General features: G+C 63.5%; 18 protein-coding genes, 1 tRNA gene and 1 pseudogene. 14 read left to right on the plus strand and 6 right to left on the minus strand.

Features of this window, described 5'->3' with window-relative positions; translation table 11 throughout:
• Positions 1-10 precede the first annotated feature (10 nt).
• Positions 11-1393: an aspartate aminotransferase family protein gene (locus tag MLB1_RS21350; RefSeq protein ID WP_180751835.1), complete on the plus strand. Its 1383-nt coding sequence runs from the start codon at positions 11-13 to the stop codon at positions 1391-1393.
• Here MLB1_RS21350 and MLB1_RS21355 read toward each other — a convergent pair.
• Positions 1390-3432 (minus strand): TPM domain-containing protein, encoded by a 2043-nt coding sequence (locus tag MLB1_RS21355; protein WP_180751836.1) that lies wholly within the window; start codon positions 3430-3432, stop codon positions 1390-1392. The two genes, MLB1_RS21350 and MLB1_RS21355, sit on opposite strands and share 4 nt — an antisense overlap.
• Before the next feature lie 56 nt (positions 3433-3488).
• On the opposite strand from MLB1_RS21355, the gene MLB1_RS21360 reads away from it, so the two are divergent.
• Together MLB1_RS21360 and dnaG are read left to right on the plus strand one after the other, a co-directional pair.
• Positions 3489-4778 carry a deoxyguanosinetriphosphate triphosphohydrolase gene (locus MLB1_RS21360; RefSeq protein WP_180751929.1) on the plus strand — a complete coding sequence of 430 codons (1290 nt, stop codon included), beginning with the start codon at positions 3489-3491 and terminating at the stop codon, positions 4776-4778.
• Positions 4779-4803: 25 nt separating this feature from the next.
• A complete protein-coding gene (gene dnaG, locus MLB1_RS21365) occupies positions 4804-6705 on the plus strand; it encodes a DNA primase (RefSeq protein ID WP_180751837.1) in 1902 nt (633 codons plus the stop codon).
• Positions 6706-6715: 10 nt separating this feature from the next.
• Here dnaG and MLB1_RS21370 read toward each other — a convergent pair whose 3' ends face one another.
• Entirely contained in the window at positions 6716-6964 is a 249-nt protein-coding gene (locus tag MLB1_RS21370) for a hypothetical protein (protein ID WP_180751838.1), read from the minus strand.
• A 180-nt stretch (positions 6965-7144) separates the two neighbouring features.
• Between MLB1_RS21370 and MLB1_RS21375 the strand changes: the two genes are divergently transcribed.
• From MLB1_RS21375 to MLB1_RS21410, 8 genes and pseudogenes are all read left to right on the plus strand, one after another.
• A tRNA-Asn gene (locus MLB1_RS21375) sits at positions 7145-7220 on the plus strand.
• 271 nt (positions 7221-7491) lie between these two features.
• Positions 7492-7887 (plus strand): hypothetical protein, encoded by a 396-nt coding sequence (locus MLB1_RS21380; protein ID WP_180751839.1) that lies wholly within the window; start codon positions 7492-7494, stop codon positions 7885-7887.
• Positions 7888-7895: 8 nt separating this feature from the next.
• On the plus strand, positions 7896-8501 hold the full coding sequence (locus MLB1_RS21385) for a DUF3558 domain-containing protein (RefSeq protein WP_255486081.1): 606 nt from the start codon (positions 7896-7898) through the stop codon (positions 8499-8501).
• Positions 8502-8516: 15 nt separating this feature from the next.
• Complete coding sequence (locus tag MLB1_RS21390) at positions 8517-9725, plus strand: hypothetical protein (protein ID WP_180751841.1); 1209 nt, start codon at positions 8517-8519, stop codon at positions 9723-9725.
• Between the two features lie 58 nt (positions 9726-9783).
• Positions 9784-10095, plus strand: coding sequence for a hypothetical protein (locus tag MLB1_RS21395; protein ID WP_255486067.1), 312 nt, complete (start codon positions 9784-9786; stop codon positions 10093-10095).
• Between the two features lie 128 nt (positions 10096-10223).
• On the plus strand, positions 10224-11432 hold the full coding sequence (locus MLB1_RS21400) for a hypothetical protein (RefSeq protein ID WP_180751842.1): 1209 nt from the start codon (positions 10224-10226) through the stop codon (positions 11430-11432).
• A complete protein-coding gene (locus tag MLB1_RS21405; RefSeq protein WP_180751843.1) occupies positions 11420-12205 on the plus strand; it encodes a hypothetical protein in 786 nt (261 codons plus the stop codon). Before MLB1_RS21400 ends, MLB1_RS21405 begins: the two co-directional genes overlap by 13 nt.
• Positions 12206-12315: 110 nt before the next feature.
• Positions 12316-12677: pseudogene (locus MLB1_RS21410) on the plus strand (hypothetical protein).
• A 132-nt stretch (positions 12678-12809) separates the two neighbouring features.
• On the opposite strand, the gene MLB1_RS21415 reads toward MLB1_RS21410, so the two are convergent.
• From MLB1_RS21415 to MLB1_RS21430, 4 genes are all read right to left on the minus strand, one after another.
• Positions 12810-13532, minus strand: coding sequence for an SMI1/KNR4 family protein (locus MLB1_RS21415; RefSeq protein WP_180751844.1), 723 nt, complete (start codon positions 13530-13532; stop codon positions 12810-12812).
• Positions 13533-13588: 56 nt separating this feature from the next.
• Positions 13589-13981: a hypothetical protein gene (locus MLB1_RS21420; RefSeq protein WP_255486068.1), complete on the minus strand. Its 393-nt coding sequence runs from the start codon at positions 13979-13981 to the stop codon at positions 13589-13591.
• Between the two features lie 397 nt (positions 13982-14378).
• The gene (locus MLB1_RS21425) at positions 14379-14807 is read right to left on the minus strand and encodes an HIT family protein (protein WP_180751932.1); all 429 of its coding nucleotides are present in this window, start codon (positions 14805-14807) and stop codon (positions 14379-14381) included.
• A gap of 330 nt (positions 14808-15137) precedes the next feature.
• Positions 15138-15857, minus strand: a complete 720-nt coding sequence (locus MLB1_RS21430; RefSeq protein WP_180751845.1) for a DUF5642 family protein — start codon at positions 15855-15857, stop codon at positions 15138-15140.
• Between the two features lie 59 nt (positions 15858-15916).
• Between MLB1_RS21430 and MLB1_RS21435 the strand changes: the two genes are divergently transcribed.
• The 3 genes from MLB1_RS21435 (at position 15917) to MLB1_RS21445 (ending at position 19533) form a co-directional block, all read left to right on the plus strand.
• Positions 15917-16648: a VIT1/CCC1 transporter family protein gene (locus MLB1_RS21435; protein WP_180751846.1), complete on the plus strand. Its 732-nt coding sequence runs from the start codon at positions 15917-15919 to the stop codon at positions 16646-16648.
• A gap of 84 nt (positions 16649-16732) precedes the next feature.
• Positions 16733-18733, plus strand: coding sequence for an ATP-binding cassette domain-containing protein (locus MLB1_RS21440; protein WP_180751933.1), 2001 nt, complete (start codon positions 16733-16735; stop codon positions 18731-18733).
• Positions 18730-19533, plus strand: a complete 804-nt coding sequence (locus MLB1_RS21445; RefSeq protein WP_180751847.1) for an energy-coupling factor transporter transmembrane protein EcfT — start codon at positions 18730-18732, stop codon at positions 19531-19533. The genes MLB1_RS21440 and MLB1_RS21445 overlap by 4 nt, the downstream gene beginning before the upstream one ends.
• Positions 19534-19538: the final 5 nt, after the last annotated feature.

Here is a 19538-nt window from a genome sequence, read left to right on the forward strand (position 1 = left end):
GGAGACTCACATGACCGATATCGCCACCGATCCCGCCCTGGCCCCGATCGCCGACCCCGCTGCCGAGGCCGAGGTCCGCGCTAACGATCGTGGACACGTGTTCCACTCCTGGTCGGCGCAGGCAGCGATCGACCCGCTGCCGATCGCCGGCGGGTCGGGTGCGACGTTCTGGGATTACACCGGCAAGGAATACCTCGACTTCGCCTCGCAGTTGGTCAATCTCAATCTGGGACACCAGCATCCGCGCCTGGTCGAGGCCATCCAGCGTCAGGCCGGCCGGCTGGCCACCATCGCGCCCGCCTTCGCCAACGACGTGCGCGGTGAGCTCGCCCGGCTGGTCGCCGAGCGTGCCCCCGGCACCCTCAACAAGGTTTTCTTCACCAACGGCGGCACCGAGGCCGTGGAGCACGCGGTGCGCATGGCACGCCACCACACCGGCCGTCGCAAAGTGCTTGCCGCATACCGCAGCTACCACGGCGGCACCACCACCTCGATGTCGCTGACCGGTGAGCCGCGCCGTTGGGCCAATGATCCCGGCGATAACTCGGTGGTGCGCTTCTTCGGCCCCTACGCCTACCGTTCGGTGTTCCACGCCACCACGCCCGAGGAGGAAACTCAAAGGGCGCTGGAGCATCTGGAGCAGGTGATCGCGCTGGAGGGCCCGCCCACCATTGCCGCGATCATCCTGGAATCGGTGGTCGGCACCAATGGTGTGCTGGTGCCGCCGCCGGGTTACCTGGCCGGTGTGCGGGAGATCTGCGACCGGTACGGCCTGGTGTTCATCGCCGACGAGGTGATGGTCGGGTTCGGCCGGTTCGGGGAATGGTTCGCCATCAACGCCTTTGACGTCGCCCCTGACCTCATCACCTTCGCCAAGGGCATCAACTCGGGTTATGTGCCGCTGGGCGGCGTGGTGATCTCCGATGCCATCGCCACCAGCTTCGATCACACCCCGTACCCGGGTGGCCTCACGTACTCCGGTCACCCGCTGGCGTGCGCGGTCGGCGTCGAGACCATCAAGGTGTTTGAGGACGAGAAGATCCTCGAACGTGTCCGCGATCTGGGTGAGCGCGTGGTGCGCCCGGAGCTGGAGCGCTGGGTGGACACCCACCCGAGCGTCGGCGAGATCCGCGGCCGTGGCCTGTTCTGGGCCGTGGAGCTGGTGCGTAACAAGGAAACCCGCGAGCCGCTGGTGCCGTTCAATGCCAGCGGCGAGGCGGCGGGACCGATGAATGCCTTCGCCGCGGCGTGCAAGAAGAGCGGCCTGTGGCCGTTCACGCACTTCAACCGCACGCATGTGGCGCCTCCGCTGATCATCAGCGAAGAGGATCTGCGGCGTGGGTTGTCGATCCTCGACGAGGCGCTGAACGTCGCCGACGGATACGCCGACTAGAAGCGGCCGCTACCGCCGCGGTAGCTCATACCGGAGGACCGGGACGAGCCGCCGTAGGACGAGGACCCCGATCCCGACCATGAGCTGTGATGGCCTGATCCGCCGCTGAGCATGCCGCGAAGGATCCCGCCGATCACCGCGCCGGCGACATTGCCGGCCACGTCGCCTGCGACGCTGTATCCGCCGGAATTGCCGTACCCGTTTCCGTAATACGAGCGTGCATTCTGCGCTTCCTGTATCGCGCGGCGCTCTGCCTGGGCGGCTAGTTCGGCGGCGCGGTTGGCGAGCAGGATGGCTTGCGAGGGATTCGAGCCGCGCGCGGACTCGGCAGCTGCAATCTGGCGCTCCGCCTCCGCGACCTCTCCGCGAGCGACCGAACCGACGGCTCCGCGATGCAAGCCGATGTACCCACCGGCCGAGCTCAGCCGTTGTCGCGCGGTGGCGATCGCCTGATCGAGGGCACGAGCCCGGCGTGCGGCGGCCTCGGTCTCCTCCTGCACGGCTGCCAACAGTTTGTCCAGCTCGGCATCGGCCTGTGCCAGATGGGTATAGGCGGTGAGCGGATCCGACGACCCGATCCGTTCGGCGTCCGCGGTGGCGGCCACTGCGGCGTCATGCGCTTGGGTCAGTTCGGCGAGGGTCTCGCCGCTGGGCACGGAGCCCTGCTTCTGAAGTTCCTCAGCTTTGGCGATACCGGATTTGGTATCGGCGATCGCGGCGGGCAGCGTGTCGGTGGCGCGGCGGATGTCGGTGGCGGCGTTATCGACGGCATCCAGCAGGGCGCCGGCCTGTGTCAGTGCGGATTCCGCGCCACGGATGGCGTCGACCAGGGCCATCTGCTGGCCTTCAATGGCGCGGGAGGCGAGTTCGCGCCCGTGGGTAATACGTGAATCTGCGAAGCTGACCCGCTCGCGGGCCTCCGTGATGTTGTCGGTGATGGACGCCAGCGCCGTGCCGTCGAACTCGGTATGCAGTTGTGCGAGAACCCGCTCCGACTCCGGTGCACGGGCAGTCACCGACACCACCTGCTGGGTGAGGCCGTCGAGCTTTGTGGGCGCGTTGATGACCAGGTTCCGCAACGCGTCGAAGGCGGTGGACTGTTCATCGAGCGTGCGGTCCGCGCGTGCGGCGGATGTGATGACGTCTATGAGCAGGCGGCGTTGTTCGGTGGGTGTTTCCGGGATTGCGTCGTCGAGCTGCTTACGTACGGAGAGTGACTGCGCCAATGTTGCTTTCGCGGTTTCGACGGCCTTATTGAAGGGCGTGGTCTGCTCGGTGCCGAACTCCTCGACCGCCAACGCGAGCTCGGCCTCGCTGGTGCGCACGGCGTTGTCGACATTCACCACAATCGATTTGGACAGGCCATCGAGTGCATCGACCGATTGTCTTGCGAGGGCTTCGGGGTCGGAGGGATCGATGCCCTTGGCCGCCTCGAGCTCCGCCTTGCGGCGTGCTCGGGTTCTGAACCAGGAGTACAGCATGAACGCCCCGACGATGAGGGCGCCGAAGGCGAGTGCGCCCAGGATTGGCTTCCACGGAACCGAGAACGACGAGGAGACGGCGGAGTCGAGGCCGTTGGCAGCACCGATGGCGGCGCCGTCCCAATCTGATGTGCGCAGTGCGGGTTCGATCGTGTTGGAGCGCAGGTTCGCAACTTCGGAGTCAGTGACGTTGCTGATACTCGCGGGGACCATAAAGGTGTAGGCCTGGTCTTCGGTCGCGACCGCGAGCAAGGCGTCCCGGTCCCCGAAACTGCTCTTCTTCATCGTCTGGTTGGCCCAGTCAGCGGCATCGATGCCGCCGAAGTCCTTGACGTAGACCACCCAGAGCCGCACCTTCTGCTTCTCATAGAGCTGGTCGACGGCGGCTCGCACCTTGGCCGGGCTTTTGAGCGCCCCGGCACGGTCGGTGACGTAGCCGGGTATCCGGAAGGGTGGATCGGCGGTCGCCGCCGGTGCCATCAGCAGGGCCGGGGCAAACACCATGAACACCGCGATCAGAGATCCCAGCAGGCTCCCTTTGAGACCGAGCAGACGCATGGTCGCCAATCTAGTGCCTCGCGAGGCGCGCCGACCCGTCCTGGCAGACTAGGCGGATAGTGGGCACCTATAACGATTCCGACCGTGAACGCGTCGTCACCGAAGCACCCAAGACGGCGGCCGTCGCTGGATACCCAGCCATCCCCACCGCGCAGTCCCAGGACTACCGGACCGATTTCGCGCGCGACCGCGCGCGGGTGCTGCACAGTGCCGCGCTCCGCCGTCTCGCCGACAAGACGCAGGTGGTGGGCCCGCGCGAGGGTGACACGCCACGAACCCGGCTGACGCATTCCGTGGAGGTGGCGCAGATCGGGCGCGGTATCGCCACCGGGCTGGGTGCCGACCCGGACCTGGTGGACCTGGCCGGGCTGGCGCACGACATCGGCCATCCGCCGTACGGGCATAACGGCGAGCGCGCGCTCGACGAGGTGGCCGTGGACTGCGGTGGGTTCGAGGGCAATGCCCAGAACCTGCGCATCCTCACCCGGCTGGAGCCCAAAATTGTTGACGGTGAAGGCAACAGCGCAGGCCTCAATCTCACCCGGGCGTCCCTGGATGCCGCGACGAAGTACCCGTGGCTGCGCCCGCCGGGCGGCGGAAAGTTCGGGGCCTATGACCAGGACGCGACGGCCCTGGATTGGGTGCGTGCCGGGGCGCCGCCACGGCGTCGCTGCCTGGAGGCACAGATCATGGACTGGTCCGACGACGTCGCCTACTCGGTGCATGACGTCGAGGACGGGGTGATTTCCGGGCGCATCGATCTGCGGGTACTGGCATCACCCGGCGAGGCGCAGATACTGGCTGAGCTCGGTGTGAAGTCCTTCGGCGGCCTCGAGCAGGGACCGCTGGAAGAGGCGGCGGCACGATTGGCCACCATGCCGGTGGTCGCGGCCATCGGCCCGTATGACGGCACCCTGACCGCGTCGACGAACCTCAAGCGGCTGACCAGCGAATTGGTGGGCCGGTTCGCCTCGGCCGCGATCGGGGCCACCCGGGAGGTGGCCGGCGGCGGATCGCTGATCCGGTTCGCGGCCGAGCTGACCGTGCCCGATGTGGTGGCCGCCGAGGTGGCGGTGCTGAAAATGCTTGCGCTGCAATTCATCATGTCCGATCCCAGGCATATCGCGGTGCAGGCACGTCAGCGTGAGCGCATCCACCGGGTGGCGCAGTGGCTGGCCGCGGGGGCTCCGGCCACGCTGGATCCGGTGTTCCTGCCCGCGTTCGAGGCCGCCGCAGACGACGCGGCCCGCACCCGAGTGGTGGTGGATCAGATCGCCTCGTACACCGAAAGCCGGCTTGAGCGGGTGGACCGCGATAGCCAGGGTGTGCAAGCAAGCTGGGCGTGACGGCGCGGTTGGTTAAGCTGGCCCGATGGCCGGCCGGATTCCTGATCGCGATATCGCGGCGATCCGTGAGCGCACCCGGATCGAAGACATCGTCGGCGACTACGTTCAGCTCAAACGCGCGGGTGCCGACTCACTCAAAGGGCTGTGCCCGTTCCACGACGAGAAGTCGCCGTCCTTTCATGTGCGGCCCAATCACGGCCACTTTCACTGCTTTGGTTGTGGTGAGGGCGGCGACGCGTACACCTTCATTCAGAAGATCGAGCACGTCAGCTTCGTGGAGGCTGTCGAGCGGCTGGCCGACCGCATCAGCTACACCATCAACTACGAGGGTGGCGGCACCGCGGTGCAACGCGACCGTGGCACTCGGGCCCGGCTCGTCGCCGCCAATGCGGCCGCACAGGAGTTCTACGCCGCGGCACTGGATTCGCCCGAGGCGGCACCGGCGCGCCAGTATCTGACCGAACGCAATTTCGACGCCGCCGCGGCCAAGCAGTACGGCTGTGGATTCGCGCCCGCTGGGTGGGACACCCTGACAAAGCATTTGATGCGCAAGGGGTTCGAGTTCAAGGAGCTCGAAGCGGCAGGCCTGTCCCGGGAGGGGCGCCGCGGTCCGATGGATCGGTTCCACCGGCGGCTGCTGTGGCCGATTCACGCCAGCAGTGGAGAGGTGATCGGCTTCGGGGCTCGCAAGATCTTCGATGACGACACCATGCCGGGCAAGTACGTCAACACCCCGGAAACCATGCTGTACAAGAAGTCTTCGGTGTTGTTCGGTTTGGATCTGGCCAAGCGCGATATCGCCAAGGGGCACCAGGCGGTGGTCGTCGAGGGCTACACCGACGTGATGGCCATGCACCTGGCCGGAGTGACTACTGCCGTGGCGTCCTGCGGTACCGCGTTCGGTGATGAGCACCTGTCGATGCTGCGGCGGCTGATGATGGACGACTCGTACTTCCGCGGTGAGCTCATCTACGTGTTCGACGGGGATGCCGCCGGTCAGGCAGCTGCCTTGAAAGCCTTTGAGGGAGAACAAAACCTGGCAGGTCAGTCGTTTGTGGCGGTCGCCCCGGACGGAATGGATCCCTGCGATCTGCGGCTGAAGTCGGGGGATGGGGCGCTGAGCGATCTGGTCGCGCGGCGAATCCCGCTTTTCGCCTTCGCGATCCGGTCGGCGCTGGCGGAGTCGGACCTGGAGATCGCCGAGGGGCGTGTCGACGCGCTGCGACGGTGTGTGCCGATGGTGGCCAAGATCAAGGACCCGACGCTACGCGACGAGTACGCCCGGCAGCTGGCCGGATGGGTCGGTTGGGACGATGTGGCCCAGCTGCTGGCGCGAGTGCGTGAGGAGGCCGGTAAGGCGGCGAAGGGCGGTTCCGTATCGCCCGATCGTCGGGCCCGCAGCTCCGAAACCACGGCGCCGAAGGTCACCATGCCGGACCCCAAGGACCCCACGCTGTCTCCACAGCGGGAAGCCCTCAAGGCCGCACTGCAGTTCCCCGCCTTGGCCGGACCGGTGTTCGATTCACTGCCCGCCGAGAGCTTCACTCATCCCGGGTATGTGGCGGTGCACGCCGCGATCGAGGCTGCCGGGGGTACCGCCGCGGGAGTCGTCGGCGCGGAGTGGACCGACAAGGTGCGCCAGAGCGCGTCGTCCCAGAACCAGGTGACGTTGATCAATGCGCTGACCGTCGACGCGATCCAGGTGGACAGCGACGAGCGGCTACCGCGGTACATCGGGTCGGTGCTGGCCAGGCTGCAAGAGGTGTGGGTCGGGCGGCAGGTCGCCGAGGTCAAGTCCAAGCTGCAGCGGATGTCACCGGTGGAGCACGCCGACGAGTACCACGCCTTGTTCGGCGATTTGGTGGCGCTGGAGGCGTATCGACGCAGCCTGCTGGAGCAGGTCAGCGGGGACGATCTGTCGGTGTAGAGCCGTCGCGCTACTTGTTGTCGAGCTGAGGCTCGGGCTCCAAGATCATCGTCGTCTCATCGATCGATGTGAGCTCCACCATGTGCGGGTCGGGGGAGAGCTTGTCGGCGAGCCGACGACGACTGAGCTCGATCATCTTCTTGGTGGCGGGGCTGCCGGTGACAGCCTCGTACCCCTTGACGATCTGCTCGTATCGGCGGCGTCCGGCCTTCGCGCCCAGCACGTAGCCAGCCGCCAGCACTAACAAAACCCGAATCACGGAACCCTCCACCAACGAACGAAGTTCTCCCTATCCTGCCTGACGCACCTGTGAGTGGCTGAGCCAGGACTCACACGGCGACGTGACCGGGCGCACCGAGGGGGAACCGACTTGGCTTTCACCCCCACCCATACGCTAAAGTCATGCCGGTTCGCGGCACAACCAATGCGAACCAGATAGTCCCCTGTAGCTCAATTGGCAGAGCTTCCGACTGTTAATCGGACGGTTCTTGGTTCGAGTCCAAGCGGGGGAGCCACCAGCACATATTCTGAGAAACCCGGTGTAGCGCGAGGTGTAGCTACCCGGGTTTTTTCGTGCCTTCGATGCGAGACGCCCGGCGTACATGCGAGCACATGCGTGCGAGCAGTTAAGAAGCCCGCCGGGTGGCTGCCAGGCTGATCCTTTGGTCATCGGACGGCGTCTTCGTACTCGGTTGATTTTTGTTGAAGATTGATGGAACCGGATCGAATCCCGTGCCGTCCTATCTAGATGAATGGCAGTTGTTACGACGAAACGTGAGGTGGGCGATGGGGGAGTACAAGTTCGACATCAACGGGATGTCTCCTGATGCTCGGCAGGAGGCTTCGGAAGCCGCCCGCACCACCCTGCGTTTCAAAGATGGCTATGGCGTGGAGCTAGCGGGGGACATGCTCCGGGCTCGCGACATCATCGACAAGCAGCTCAAGCTGGCGGCCGACACGCGCGATCTCCTTCTCGGGGATCTTCCGTCCGGGCACGCAGCGGCCAAGCACTATGCCGAACAGCGCAAGAAGGCCTTCGATGCGTTGACTAAGATTCGCGATCATTACCAGGCTCACGCGGATCACTTCATCGCGACGGAGATGTTGTTTCGCAACACCGAGGAGCGCAACGCCGGTCGGATAAATCCGTACAAGGATGGAACGGCGACGGTGAACTACTGATGATGCGGATGGGCTTGGCTTGCGTGGGGGCACTGTTGGCTGCCGGCTGTTCGACATCGACGGGTATCACTAAGCCGGCAGATGTCAGCGGATCCGGGTCGGCCTCAGCATCGACAAGCGTGTCCGCTGCGACAACGTCGCAGCCGCAGGTATCGAGCACATTGACCGAACCGCATCCACCGCCGAATCACTGGAACGACGGGACAAGCTATGACCCATGCCTGACTTACACGGCCGAGCAGATTCGGTCATGGGGCGTAGATCCCGCACAGGTCGACGATCGGGGAGTCGAGGATCGCCAGGTTCGTGGGTGTCGATGGTCCGCAGACGGTTGGTCGATTGGCCTCACGGTGGCCAACACGAAAGCTTCGTCATACCTCGATCCCGAGCTGTTCGATAACCCGCGGCCGATCACGATCGCCGGTCTTGATGGCGTGATCTACCAGGGCGGCAACGCGTCGGCTCCGGGCTGCACGGTGTCACTTCCCGTGCAGAACGCATCGGTGGGCGTCATAGTCCTGATCTTCGACCCGAAGCGGGCCAAGGGTGTTTCCGATCCGTGCGCGAAAGCAACCGAGGTGGCCACCGCGGTGGCTCCGACTCTTCCGAAGTGAAATGGGGTGTCAGTAATGGCTGATGATGGTTGGCAGGGGATGTCGCATCAGGACATCATTTCCAAGCTGTCGGGTTTGGGGGTGGAGTCGGCGCGTGCAGAAGCTGACCGGTGGAGCACCGTCTACGGAGCCGTTTCCGAATCGGTGGATACGGCGATGAAGGTGCGCAGCAAGCTTCTCGATACCGAGTCTTGGTCGGGCGAGGCGGCTAATTCGGCGTACGACAGCGTGGATCGCACGTACAAGAAGATTGCGAACCCGGATACGGGATTGGCGGCCGAGGCGGGGAAGCTGAGCCAGGCCGCCGACCAGGACGCCGAAACCCTCATTGTGGCTAGCAGGGTGCCGCAGAGTTATCCCGTCCCTGATGAGAAAGCTTCTAAGGACGAAAAGCAGCAGGCGCTCAACGCGATTCGCAACGAGGCGCAGAGTATGTACACGAATCCGATGTCGGCGAATCGGCCCCAGGTCACCGACCCCGACGTGCAGCAGCTTGGGCCGACGCCGAATGACCAGGGTGGTGGCGGCAACACTGGCGGCGGTGGCAATAATTCGGGTGGTTCCGGTGGTGGGACGCAGACTCCGTCGCCGTCCGAAGGTAAGGCCAAGGGCGACACCAAACCGCAACTCGCGTCCGGTGATGGTCAGCAGGGTGGTGCCGGTCAAGGTCAGGGGCAGGGCAGCGGTTCCGGCGGTGGTCAAGGATCCGGATCGGGTGGCGGCTCAGGCTCCGGTGGTGCGGGTTCCGGGTTTGGTTCTGGCTCTAAGGATTCCGGGTCGGGATTGCCGGTGGGTGGTACGACTGCAGCTGGGTTCTCGCCGTCTGCGACCGGCGCTGTTGGAGGTTCGGGTTCCGGCATCGCGAGCGGTGGCCTCGGTGCGTTGCGTGGCGGCGCAGGGCTTCCCGGTGGTGCCGCAGGTGGTGCAGGCGGGGTGAATCCGGCGGCTATGGGTGCCACGGGTGTGCGCGGTATGGGGCCGATGGGCATGATGGGCGGCGCTGGTGCACATGGCAAGGGCGGTAAGGGCGAAGACGACGAAGATCACCAGACCCCGAGCTTTTTGATCAACGTCGACAACGGCAACGAACTGTTCGGTGAGGAGATCAAGGCGTCCCCCGGCGTGATTGGTGACTGGACCGAGAGTGAGGCCGCCGAGAAGAAGGCGCGCGAGGCTGAGATCCGCCGTTACAAGTCCATGGGCTGGGATGTCAAGTTCGAGTGAACGCAACAGGTTTGGTCGAGTAGGTGGATGGCGTTGATGTCGCAAAAAGCTGATACCGATGCATATGGCAGGGGGCGCAATGCTTGTTGATCCCAAGATTCTCAGGGCGTTCGCGGGCAGTGTTGATCACGCGTCGTCGTTGGTGCATGACGCGGACGTCGGTAAGAAGGTAACTACAGCCGCTGACGGTTTGAACGGTTCGGCCACGCAGTGGGCAGCCCGCACGATCGGCGCGAATGTCTCCACGGCGTTCGACAAGATCGCCGATGGTCTCAAGCGGGAGGCTGCTGCTGTGCGGGGAACAGGCGACACATTCCAGGTCAAAGACGAGGATCTGGCTGGTACTTTCAAGACTCTCTGGCCGCGCTGATGCTCCCATCGCGACCAACATTGATCGGCTGGAATCCAGCTTCGCTGGCCCCAGCAGGCGCATCGATCACCACAGGTGGTGAGTCGGTTGAGAATGCCACTCGCGGTCTGGAAAGCGATGTTGGAGACATGCCCGATCTGAAGGTTTGGGCGGGCCAATCGCATGACGCTGCTGTGGAGATGTTCGGTCGCACTCGACGTTACGCGGCTGATATGGCCGATTACGCCACCGATATTGGGCACGCTCTGGGCGATGGAAGCACTCGCATTGGAAACGCACGATCGGCTCTGTTGGACAAGGCGAACGAGATCGACCAGGGCCAGTTCCATGTCACTGACCAATGGGTGGTTCTGATCAAGCCCGCACAAATGACGGCAGAACAAGCCGCCGCCCTCAAGCAGCAGGCGCAAGCTGACCAGCTGAGAGTTGATCAGCTCCTTTTGACTGTGGGCGAGGCCGACGATGCGACCGCGGATGCGATGCAAACTGCCGCCAAAAAGCATGGCTTTGAGCCCAATCCCCTTACAGGGCTGGTTATTCCGAAACCTAGCGACGAGGTACCGAATCCGTCTACACCGCTTGGGATAATCCAGCAGCAGTCAATCCTCAAAGAAGACATGGGGGTCACGGTTCGGGATCGCCAGGAATCGGAGCCGGATGCTCAGGGAACCAAAACGATCACGTTGACGATGCAAGACGGAAGTAAGCAAGTGGAGACCGATTTCGGGTTTCAAGCCGACAGGTCGAAGGCTGACAAGGTGCAGATCCAGCATTTCGCGGCTGATGGCAGCGCCATCTCGACGACCACATCCTGGAAAGACTGGGACGGCACTAAGAACACCGAGGTGGACTGGCCTAACCAAACGTTTGTGAACATGCGCGAGTACAAGGACGGCACTAAGACCGCGTGGGTCACCACCGCGGACGGCAAAAGCGCCGAAGTCCCGCCGTACAAGTTCTTGGCGCACCCCGTGGCATCATCTGTCGGCGGCGCACTCACCGCCATCGACAAGGCATCTGAAACCGGAATTCCGTTCCTTGGCCAGGAGGCCGTCGAAAAGGTTGGCGTGGGAGCGCGTTTCGCCGGGCCAGCACTGGGAATCGGGATGACACTGTACGACATGGCCAACGCCCAAGATCCAACCGAAGCGTGTGTCGCCGGCATATCGGGAGGATTCGGCGTCGCCGGAGCATGGGGCGGCGGAGCGGTTACGGGCCTGCTCGGTATCGAGTCAGGTCCACTTGATGTCGCTGTGGCGGGGGCTGGCTCTGTAGCTGGTGAACAGCTTTTTGGCTGGGTGGGCGACAAGGTAGGTCGCGCCGTATGCGGGGGGTAGCACTGCCACGCCCCGTGGCGTGGCGAGGCGATCGAACCGCGCTGAGCGTCGCCGTTTCCCTCGCGTTCATTGGTGCCGCTGTGCCATGCGGTATCAAAGGTGTCGAATCCGTAACTGCTGCTGACTATCCAACTGCCACGATCGCTCTTGCCGCAGGCGCCGCTCTGGTCTTGCTCGCGGGCACCCTAGCCCTTGTCGCCGTTGCTCAGTCGATCACTCCCCTCATCAAAGAGGAACACGATGCGACGCTGTTGCTGCCCGACAGAAAAGTCCAGGTCCTGTACCGCGCGAGCTTTCTGACCGGTGTTACGTCCACCGCCCTATTCGCGATCCTTGTCCCACTCAGGAAAACGAGTTTTCACCTCTCCGAGGGGGGCTACACCTTCTACCCGATCTGGGCCGGTGTAATTGCTGTCCTGTTACTCATTCCGCTGGTGAGATCTCTTCGGCGAGAAGGAATGTGCTATGTGCATCTGACAGTGAGTGGGATCAAACTGGACGACGGATATTCGTCCTTCGAGAGCCGCTGGACAGACATCAAAAAGGTCGCCGACAGTACCCCCAAGAGCAAGGGCCGTCGACTGATCGTCTTCAACCTGGCCGATGACACCACCCGGTCCTTCAACGCCACCGGTATGTTCACGCCAGGCGGAGTCGCTCTGTATTGGATGATTCGGCACTACTGGAAACACCCCGAGGATCGCGCCGAACTGGCGGACGGCCGCGCGCTTGATCGCCTGCGCGACGAGCGATTTGACACCACCGTTCCATGATCAAGCCGCAGCCCCAACTCGACCCGCCCCGGCTGGACCTGGCTGCGGGCCTGTACGACATGGCGGCCTGGCAGCTTGACGCTGTTCTCGATGATGTTGTTGGATAAGGGATTTCACCCCAGGGTGCCGCCAGCCTTCAAGTGCTCACTGCCCTGATCCGGTGGCAGGCCGAAGGGTACCGGCGGTTCGCGGCGAAATCACGCGCTGATGCTGAGATGGTCGACGCGTATTTCGCGGGTGAGATAATCGCGCCCAACTCCGCCGCAGCGTTCGAGGCCTCAATCAGTCGTCCTGGGCACCCGCCGTTCCCGGAACGGGCCAACACTGTGGACTACGGCTTGCTTCAATCTGTGCGCAATCTGCTTGAGAGTCGCACGCGATTCTGTCCCGAGGGTTCGGACCGGGGATAGCGTATGCGGCCAAACAGGCCGCCGCCTTTTACTCTTGGTGCTATCCGCCGCTGTCGGTGTGACGGTCAGAAACTCTCAACTTAGTTGAAAATTGTTGGAACCGAAGCAGTCTCGGGTGCTTCGTATTAGATGTCAGCAGAGCCCCGACTGCCGACGTGAACGCTCTAGGGCGAGTGCCTGAAAGACTTTTGTCGCTACTCGATGAAGTCGCCTGTGAGTGTGAGGGCTAGCCAATCGTCGACAATGTCCCACAGTCCTGGCGGATGGTCATCGAAAAGTCCTGCTCCTACGTTCCAAGCTTCGGTGCCGTGTGGGTCGGTGTTGATAACGATATATCCGCCCGCCCCGTCGGTGTAGAACATGACTAGGTTCTTGGCGAGCGGTGGGTCCTCGGGAGGCACTGAGAGATAGTGGAGTTCAGCTTCGCCCAGCCAGGTTTCCCAATCTATGAGCTTGTCGGCCTTGTAAATTCCGACTGGTTCAGAAACAGGTTCGTTGTGCAGGCCATTGTGGAGGCCGGTATAGAAATTCCGGACGCTCGTAGGCAGGCTGGCGACAATGGGCGATGCATCGGAATCGGGTGGGTAGCCAAATAAGAACTCACGTCCTTCGGGTGCGTCGAAGGTGTACTGCAGCGCGAGTCCGGCGTGCTCGGCAGTGCTCATCCGGACCAGCGAGACGTCTACGCCATGTTCTTGTATGACCTCGTGGAATCGCCTCATTGCTCCCGGCAGTGTCTCTTCCCATGCGCGGAGTGCGAGTTGAATCGATTCGGAACTCTCGGAGTCGATCAGTTGAAGCCACCACGCCGGAGTCTTGAGCTTTTCGTCATCTGAAACATCTCCGTTGTTGGAGACGGCCAGCACCGTGCCGTCAAAACGTGTGGCGGCATCGGCTGCGAGTTCATCTCGGGTCATCTGATTAACGCCCCGGCACCGGCGAGTCGCTGAATTTCCTTTGCCTGACGTTGGTCTTACTCACCAGGTGGCTGCACCAGGTTCGCTGTGAGGTCAGTCAAGCCAGCACTGTTCAGCGGACGGGCCGGTTGCTGTGGAGCGAAGGGTTCGTAATAGTCCCCGCACTGGGCGAGAAACCGGTCAAACTCTTGTTCGTATTCGTCTACCCGGGCGTTCAGTCGATCAGCTTCGGCATTGAGTTGGTCCTTCTGCGCATTCAGTTGATCGGCTTCTCTGTTGTATGCGTCAACCGCCGCCTGGTTTGTAGTGTCGATCTGTGTGTTGTTATGCCTGGCCATAGCCGCTTTGAGAGCCTGTAGGCGTTTGTCATGGCTAGACATTTGCAGCTCTAACTTCGCTTTACCTGAAAACAGCGGCTCCTTCCAAGCGTCGCAGTCCTCGCGCGACATGGATACCTTCAAGCCGGAGTCAGCACTAGCGGCAGGGGTGCCGAGAGGTATTGCGGTCGCGAGAATGAGTAGAGCGAGTGTCGTTCTATACATTGTGGCCAAGACCGTCCCCGGTGATGTTTAACCCGCTGTCCGCCAGGTTTGCTTAAGTACAGCATGGTGATCTTGATCAGGCATCTGCACTATCTATCGTTTTCTAATCTTCCGACGTCGATGAGCACGAAGATGAAGGACATCGTCACCATCCAGCTCACCGCACGACCAGCGGCCCGTTGTCTATCCGGCCCGACTAGACAAACGGGCTCAGCACTGCCAGAAGGACTGGCTCAGTGGTCTTGGTGATGCCGCATTCTTCATGCTCACGAGATAGAGCATGTTGCTGACTTGTGTGCCTGGCTTACTTCAGAGCCGCGGCCAGACGTCCGCCCAGCGCGCTGAGGGTGTGCGCGTCACCTCGGATGCCGGGCTGCCAGGGCAGCTGGAGCCGATCCTTGGACCTGTCGCGGTACCGCGGAATCACATGCAGATGAAAGTGGAACTCTGTCTGCCATGCGTCGGATCCGCAGCAGTTGAGCAGGTTCACACCGTCCGCACCCAGTTCGCCGATTACGGCCTTGGCAATCCGTTGTGCCGCCAGGGTGACCGCGGTGAGATCGTCACCGGGTATCTCGAGCAGATCCTTACTGTGCCGCTTGGGAATAACGAGCAGATGCCCCTCGGTGGCGGGGTTGATATCCATGAACGCGTAGGTCGTCGCATCCTCGGCGACCTTCACGCTGGGGAGGCCGCCGGAGAGGATGCTGCAGAACACGCATTGATCGCCAATCACGGCCTCACCCTAACCAGTGTGAAGCCGATCATGATCACGGAAACCGGCGAATGCGGCGCTATCCTGGAGTCATGAAGCGACCACGAAATGTGGCGCGAATTCTCTGCTCCGTGTTTATCGCCGGGGCTCTGGCTTCAGCGCCATTTGTGTTCCCCGATCGGGGAACTGACACGGCCCAGGCGACTGTCTGTGCCTCCGCCGGATTCACCACCAGATGCGAGGGCGTACCGAGTTCGGCTGGGTATGGCTATGGGTACTACCCGCCCGGTGCGTACTGGGGAGCGCCGGGCTACCCGCCCCTGGCCGGGGCGGGCATCCCGATCCGTCCTATCCCTTGACGGCGTTTACGGCCTTCACGAACACATCGGACAGGTCGTTGCGGTCGATGTCACCCATGCCCGACACCGTCACGGCGTGGTGGTCGTCGAGCTGCGCCGAGTAGGTCGTCTGCTCCATCGATTGCTCCATACCGGGAGCGCTGACCTTGATGGAGGTGGCGGTACCGGTCGTCTTTACGCCGTCGATGGCGGGCGCCTCGATCTTCTCGCCGGTGCCCTCAGCCATGCCGGCGAGCGACAGCGTGAACTTGTCGCACTCTCCGCCGCTGGTGTCTTCGGGAATCGCGTTGACCGTCTCGATCGCCGCCGCGATGATCATGTTCTTCGACATCGGGTTCGCGGGGTCGCCGCCCTTGGTGCCGGTGACGCCTTGCATCGAGGTCCCGGTGACCTTCGGCATCGCGCCTAGCATCTTGTCGGCGCACGCCTGGGGCGTGAACGTGGCCTGCTCGAAGACGCCCTTCATCTGATCGAGCATCTGCTGGGTCACCGTGGTCTTGGGCTGCACCGTCGCGGTGTACCCGGCGGGGAACTGGTCCTTGATGGTGTCGATCTTGGCGATATCGATGCCGCTAGCGGCCGCCGCGGTGCTGGTGGCGCTGCTTGCCGAGGAGCCCGCGGACTCGTCCTTCTTGTCGTTGTTCGAACACGCCAGCAGCAGTCCGCCGGTCAGCACGACGGTGCCGATAGCGGCGAGTGAGCGATTCATGTTGGTAATTCCCCTCTGAGCAGTGCGAATTCAGGAGCCTGGACGTAGATTCAAACATCGTGGCACTCGACGGCTCTACGGGATCTGCCGAACTACCGCATGAATTTGACCATACGCACCCGGATGTGTCCGGGGGATGGTTGCGCGCGGCCACCTTCGGCGCCATGGACGGTCTGGTTACCAACACGGCGCTGGTCGCCGGTGTGGGTGCCAGCGGGCTCGATACCCACGCGATCGTGCTGACCGGTGCCGCCAGCCTGGTGGCGGGTGCGTTCTCGATGGCGCTGGGTGAGTTCACATCGGTGTCGACGTCCAATTCGCAGATCGAGCATGAGGTGAGCGTGGAACGTCGCGCCATCCAGCTGCATCCCGAGGCCGAGAAGCAGGAGCTGATGGCCATGCTCGGCGATATCGGGCTCTCGCCACAGACGGCCGCCGCGGCCGTCGACGAGATCCATCAGGACGAGAACACGGCGGTGACGATTCACCTCACCCGAGAGCTCGGGATCAACCCCAACGACACCCCGTCGCCATGGGTGGCCGCAATTTCCTCGTTCCTGACGTTCTCGGTGGGTGCGGTGGTGCCGCTGATCCCGTTCCTGTTGGGATTCGCGTCACTATTGGCCGGTTTGGCCTGCGGAGGGGTGGGTCTGTTGATCGCCGGATGGGTCGCCGGGCGTTTCACGGCGCGATCTCCGTGGCTGAGTGCGTTGCGGCAGTTGGCTTTTGGTGCCATCGCAATCGGGGCCACCTACGTGATAGGGCATCTGATCGGCGTCGCGGTGAATTAGCGCGCCACCCCGCGAACCTGAGAATGTGCTGAGTACGGGCTGGTCGGCTGGCAGAATTGTGAAGTGAATTTCGCCAGGGTGCCCCTGAAACCCGATGAATTGGCTCAGGCGGCCGTCATGGCCGCGCTCACCGCTGCCATGGTCATCGTCGGGATCACCCTGCCGATCTTCGGCGCACTGCAACTGCTCGGCGCCATTCCCATGGGTCTGCTGGGTTATCGCTACCGCATCCGCGTGCTGTTGGCCGCGGCGGTGGCCGGTGGCGTCATCGCGTTTCTGCTCGCCGGGCTCGGCGGATTGATCGCCATGGGCAATTGCGTCTACATCGGTGGCCTGACCGGCGTGGTGCGCCGTCGTGGTCACGGGATGCCCGTGCTGACGGTGCTCGGGGTCATTTGCAGCGCGATCATCGCGGGTCTGGCGGTCGGTGCGCTGGCCTTGCTGAACCGGATGCGGAACTTGATCTTCGATGCCCTGCGCGCCTCGCTGGAGGGCCTGTTCAAGATGATCGGCCACCTGCCGCATCTGGAAACCGTTGGTGTGCACGCGACGAGCGCCATCGACTACGCAATACGCAACTGGGTGTGGTTCATCGGCGGCATCATCTTCGCGTTCACGTTCTTGTCGACGATGTTCGGCTGGTGGGTGCTCTCCCGGGTGATTCGGCGACTGTCGGTGATTCCCGATGTGCACCAACTCGATCCGCCGGTATTGACCGGCGAGGTGGGGCCGGTGCCCGCCCGCCTGCGGGAGGTGAGTTTCCGCTATCCGCGCGGTGAATCCGATGCGCTGGCGCCGCTCTCGATGAACATCGACGTCGGTGAGCATGTCGCGATCACCGGCCCCAACGGTTCGGGTAAGAGCACCTTGATGCGCATCCTGGCTGGGCGTGAACCCACCTCCGGCGAGATCGAGCGGCCGGGATCGGTGGGGCTCGGCGCCATTGGCGGCACCGCAATCGTCATGCAGCACCCGGAAAGTCAGGTGTTGGGCACGAAGGTTGCCGACGATGTGGTGTGGGGTCTGCCCGCCGATCATGAGGTCGATATCGACGGTCTGCTGCGCGAGGTCGGCCTGGAGGGGATGGGTCAACACAGCACCTCATCCCTCTCGGGTGGGGAGCTGCAACGCCTGGCGGTGGCGTCGGCGTTGGCGCGCGACCCTGCACTGCTGGTGGCCGATGAGATCACCAGCATGGTCGATCCACAGGGGCGCCAGGATCTGCTGGGAGTGCTATCGCGGCTCACCGATCAGCACCGAATGTCCCTGGTGCACATCACGCATTTTCAGTCCGAGGCCGCCGCCGCGGACCGCGAGATCGCCCTGCGCGCGGTTAACGGAAAAACGGCGATCAGCGCGATTCAGACCGTGCCGGTGCCCACCACCACGCCTGCGAGACTCGACGTCGAAGCGCCTGTCGTTCTCGAGTTCGACGCCGTCGGTCACCAGTACGCCAGTGGAACCCCCTGGACGAAAACGGCATTGCACGAGGTGTCGTTGACCGTGCACGAGGGCGACGGTGTGCTCATCCATGGTGGTAACGGTTCAGGAAAGTCGACGCTCGCCTGGATCGCAGCGGGTCTCACCAAACCGACGTCGGGGCAGTGCCTGTTGGATGGCAAGCCGGTATCGGATCAGGTGGGGTCGGTGGCCATCTGTTTTCAGGCCGCCCGGTTGCAGCTGCTGCGCAGCCGCGTCGATTATGAAATTGCTTCGGCGGCAGGGTTTTCAGCCCGTGACACCGACCGCGTCGTGCAGGCTCTGGCCCGCGTCGGACTCGATGCCGACCTCGTCAAGCGTCCCATCGACCAGCTCAGCGGTGGCCAGATGCGCCGGGTGGTGCTGGCCGGGCTGCTGGCCCGTTCCCCGCGTGCCCTGATTCTCGATGAGCCGCTGGCGGGTCTGGACGCCGAGTCGCAGGCGGGCCTGCTGCGGCTGCTGATTGAGGTGCGAGAGCGTGAAAGGCTCACCATCGTGGTGATCTCGCATGACTTCGATGGCATGCAGGACCTGTGTCCGCGGACGGTGCATCTGCAATCCGGTGTGCTATTGCCGGAGTCAGTGGCGTCAGGGGATCGGTCATGACAACGCGTGCTCCGCGCCGTCCGGTGGTATTGCTGCGCCCGGTCCCCGGTACTTCGACGATCCATGAGCTGTGGGCGGGTACCAAACTTATTGCGGTATTCCTTATTTCGGTGCTGTTGACGTTGTTCCCCACCTGGACGGCGATCGGCGCGGTGGCCGGGATAGTGGTCCTTACCGCGTGGTTGGCGCGTATCCCTCGCGGAGCGGTGCCCACCATTCCGCTCTGGATGGTGGCCTTGGTGATCGGTGGCAGCCTCACGGTGTTCTTCAGCGGAGGGCCGCCCTTCTGGCATATCGGCGGGCTGACCATCGGATTCCACGGTGTGCTCGCGGTGGCCCGGACGACCGCGGTCGCGATGGTGCTGCTCGGTGCGGGAGCGATGGTGTCGTGGACGACGAATGTCTCCGAAATCGCACCCGCCGTCGCGGTGCTGGGGCGACCGTTGAAGGTCTTCGGGATTCCGGTCGACGAGCGTGCAGCCACGCTGGCATTGTCGCTGCGATCATTCCCCATGCTTTTCGACGAGTTCCGGGTGCTGATCGCAGCCCGTAGATTGCGTCCTCCTCAGGTGCGCGAGGGTCGACGCGGGCTGAGCTGGGTGGCCGAGGTTGTCGACTTGATCACTGCGGCAATCACCGTCGCCTTGCGGCGTGCCTCGGAGATGGGGGATGCCATCACGGCACGCGGTGGCACCGGACAGATCGCGGCACATCCGGCGCGGCCCGGTCTGCGGGATGCGGTCGCCTTGTTGGTAGTCATTGCGATCGGGACCGCGGTCGTATTTTTCGAGGTGCTGTAGCGCGG

Source organism: Mycobacteroides sp. LB1 (genome assembly GCF_013449725.1).
Taxonomy (GTDB): domain Bacteria; phylum Actinomycetota; class Actinomycetes; order Mycobacteriales; family Mycobacteriaceae; genus Mycobacterium.

What these genes read in the sequence shown, in the direction of transcription:
- MLB1_RS21350 (WP_180751835.1), top strand. Translation starts at nt 11, where the DNA reads ATGACCGATATCGCCACCGATCCCGCCCTGGCCCCGATCGCCGACCCC.
- MLB1_RS21355 (WP_180751836.1), bottom strand. Translation starts at nt 3,432, where the DNA reads ATGCGTCTGCTCGGTCTCAAAGGGAGCCTGCTGGGATCTCTGATCGCG.
- dnaG (WP_180751837.1), top strand. Translation starts at nt 4,804, where the DNA reads ATGGCCGGCCGGATTCCTGATCGCGATATCGCGGCGATCCGTGAGCGC.
- MLB1_RS21380 (WP_180751839.1), top strand. Translation starts at nt 7,492, where the DNA reads ATGGGGGAGTACAAGTTCGACATCAACGGGATGTCTCCTGATGCTCGG.
- MLB1_RS21385 (WP_255486081.1), top strand. Translation starts at nt 7,896, where the DNA reads ATGGGCTTGGCTTGCGTGGGGGCACTGTTGGCTGCCGGCTGTTCGACA.
- MLB1_RS21390 (WP_180751841.1), top strand. Translation starts at nt 8,517, where the DNA reads ATGGCTGATGATGGTTGGCAGGGGATGTCGCATCAGGACATCATTTCC.
- MLB1_RS21395 (WP_255486067.1), top strand. Translation starts at nt 9,784, where the DNA reads ATGCATATGGCAGGGGGCGCAATGCTTGTTGATCCCAAGATTCTCAGG.
- MLB1_RS21400 (WP_180751842.1), top strand. Translation starts at nt 10,224, where the DNA reads ATGCCCGATCTGAAGGTTTGGGCGGGCCAATCGCATGACGCTGCTGTG.
- MLB1_RS21405 (WP_180751843.1), top strand. Translation starts at nt 11,420, where the DNA reads ATGCGGGGGGTAGCACTGCCACGCCCCGTGGCGTGGCGAGGCGATCGA.
- MLB1_RS21415 (WP_180751844.1), bottom strand. Translation starts at nt 13,532, where the DNA reads ATGACCCGAGATGAACTCGCAGCCGATGCCGCCACACGTTTTGACGGC.
- MLB1_RS21420 (WP_255486068.1), bottom strand. Translation starts at nt 13,981, where the DNA reads ATGTCGCGCGAGGACTGCGACGCTTGGAAGGAGCCGCTGTTTTCAGGT.
- MLB1_RS21430 (WP_180751845.1), bottom strand. Translation starts at nt 15,857, where the DNA reads ATGAATCGCTCACTCGCCGCTATCGGCACCGTCGTGCTGACCGGCGGA.
- MLB1_RS21445 (WP_180751847.1), top strand. Translation starts at nt 18,730, where the DNA reads ATGACAACGCGTGCTCCGCGCCGTCCGGTGGTATTGCTGCGCCCGGTC.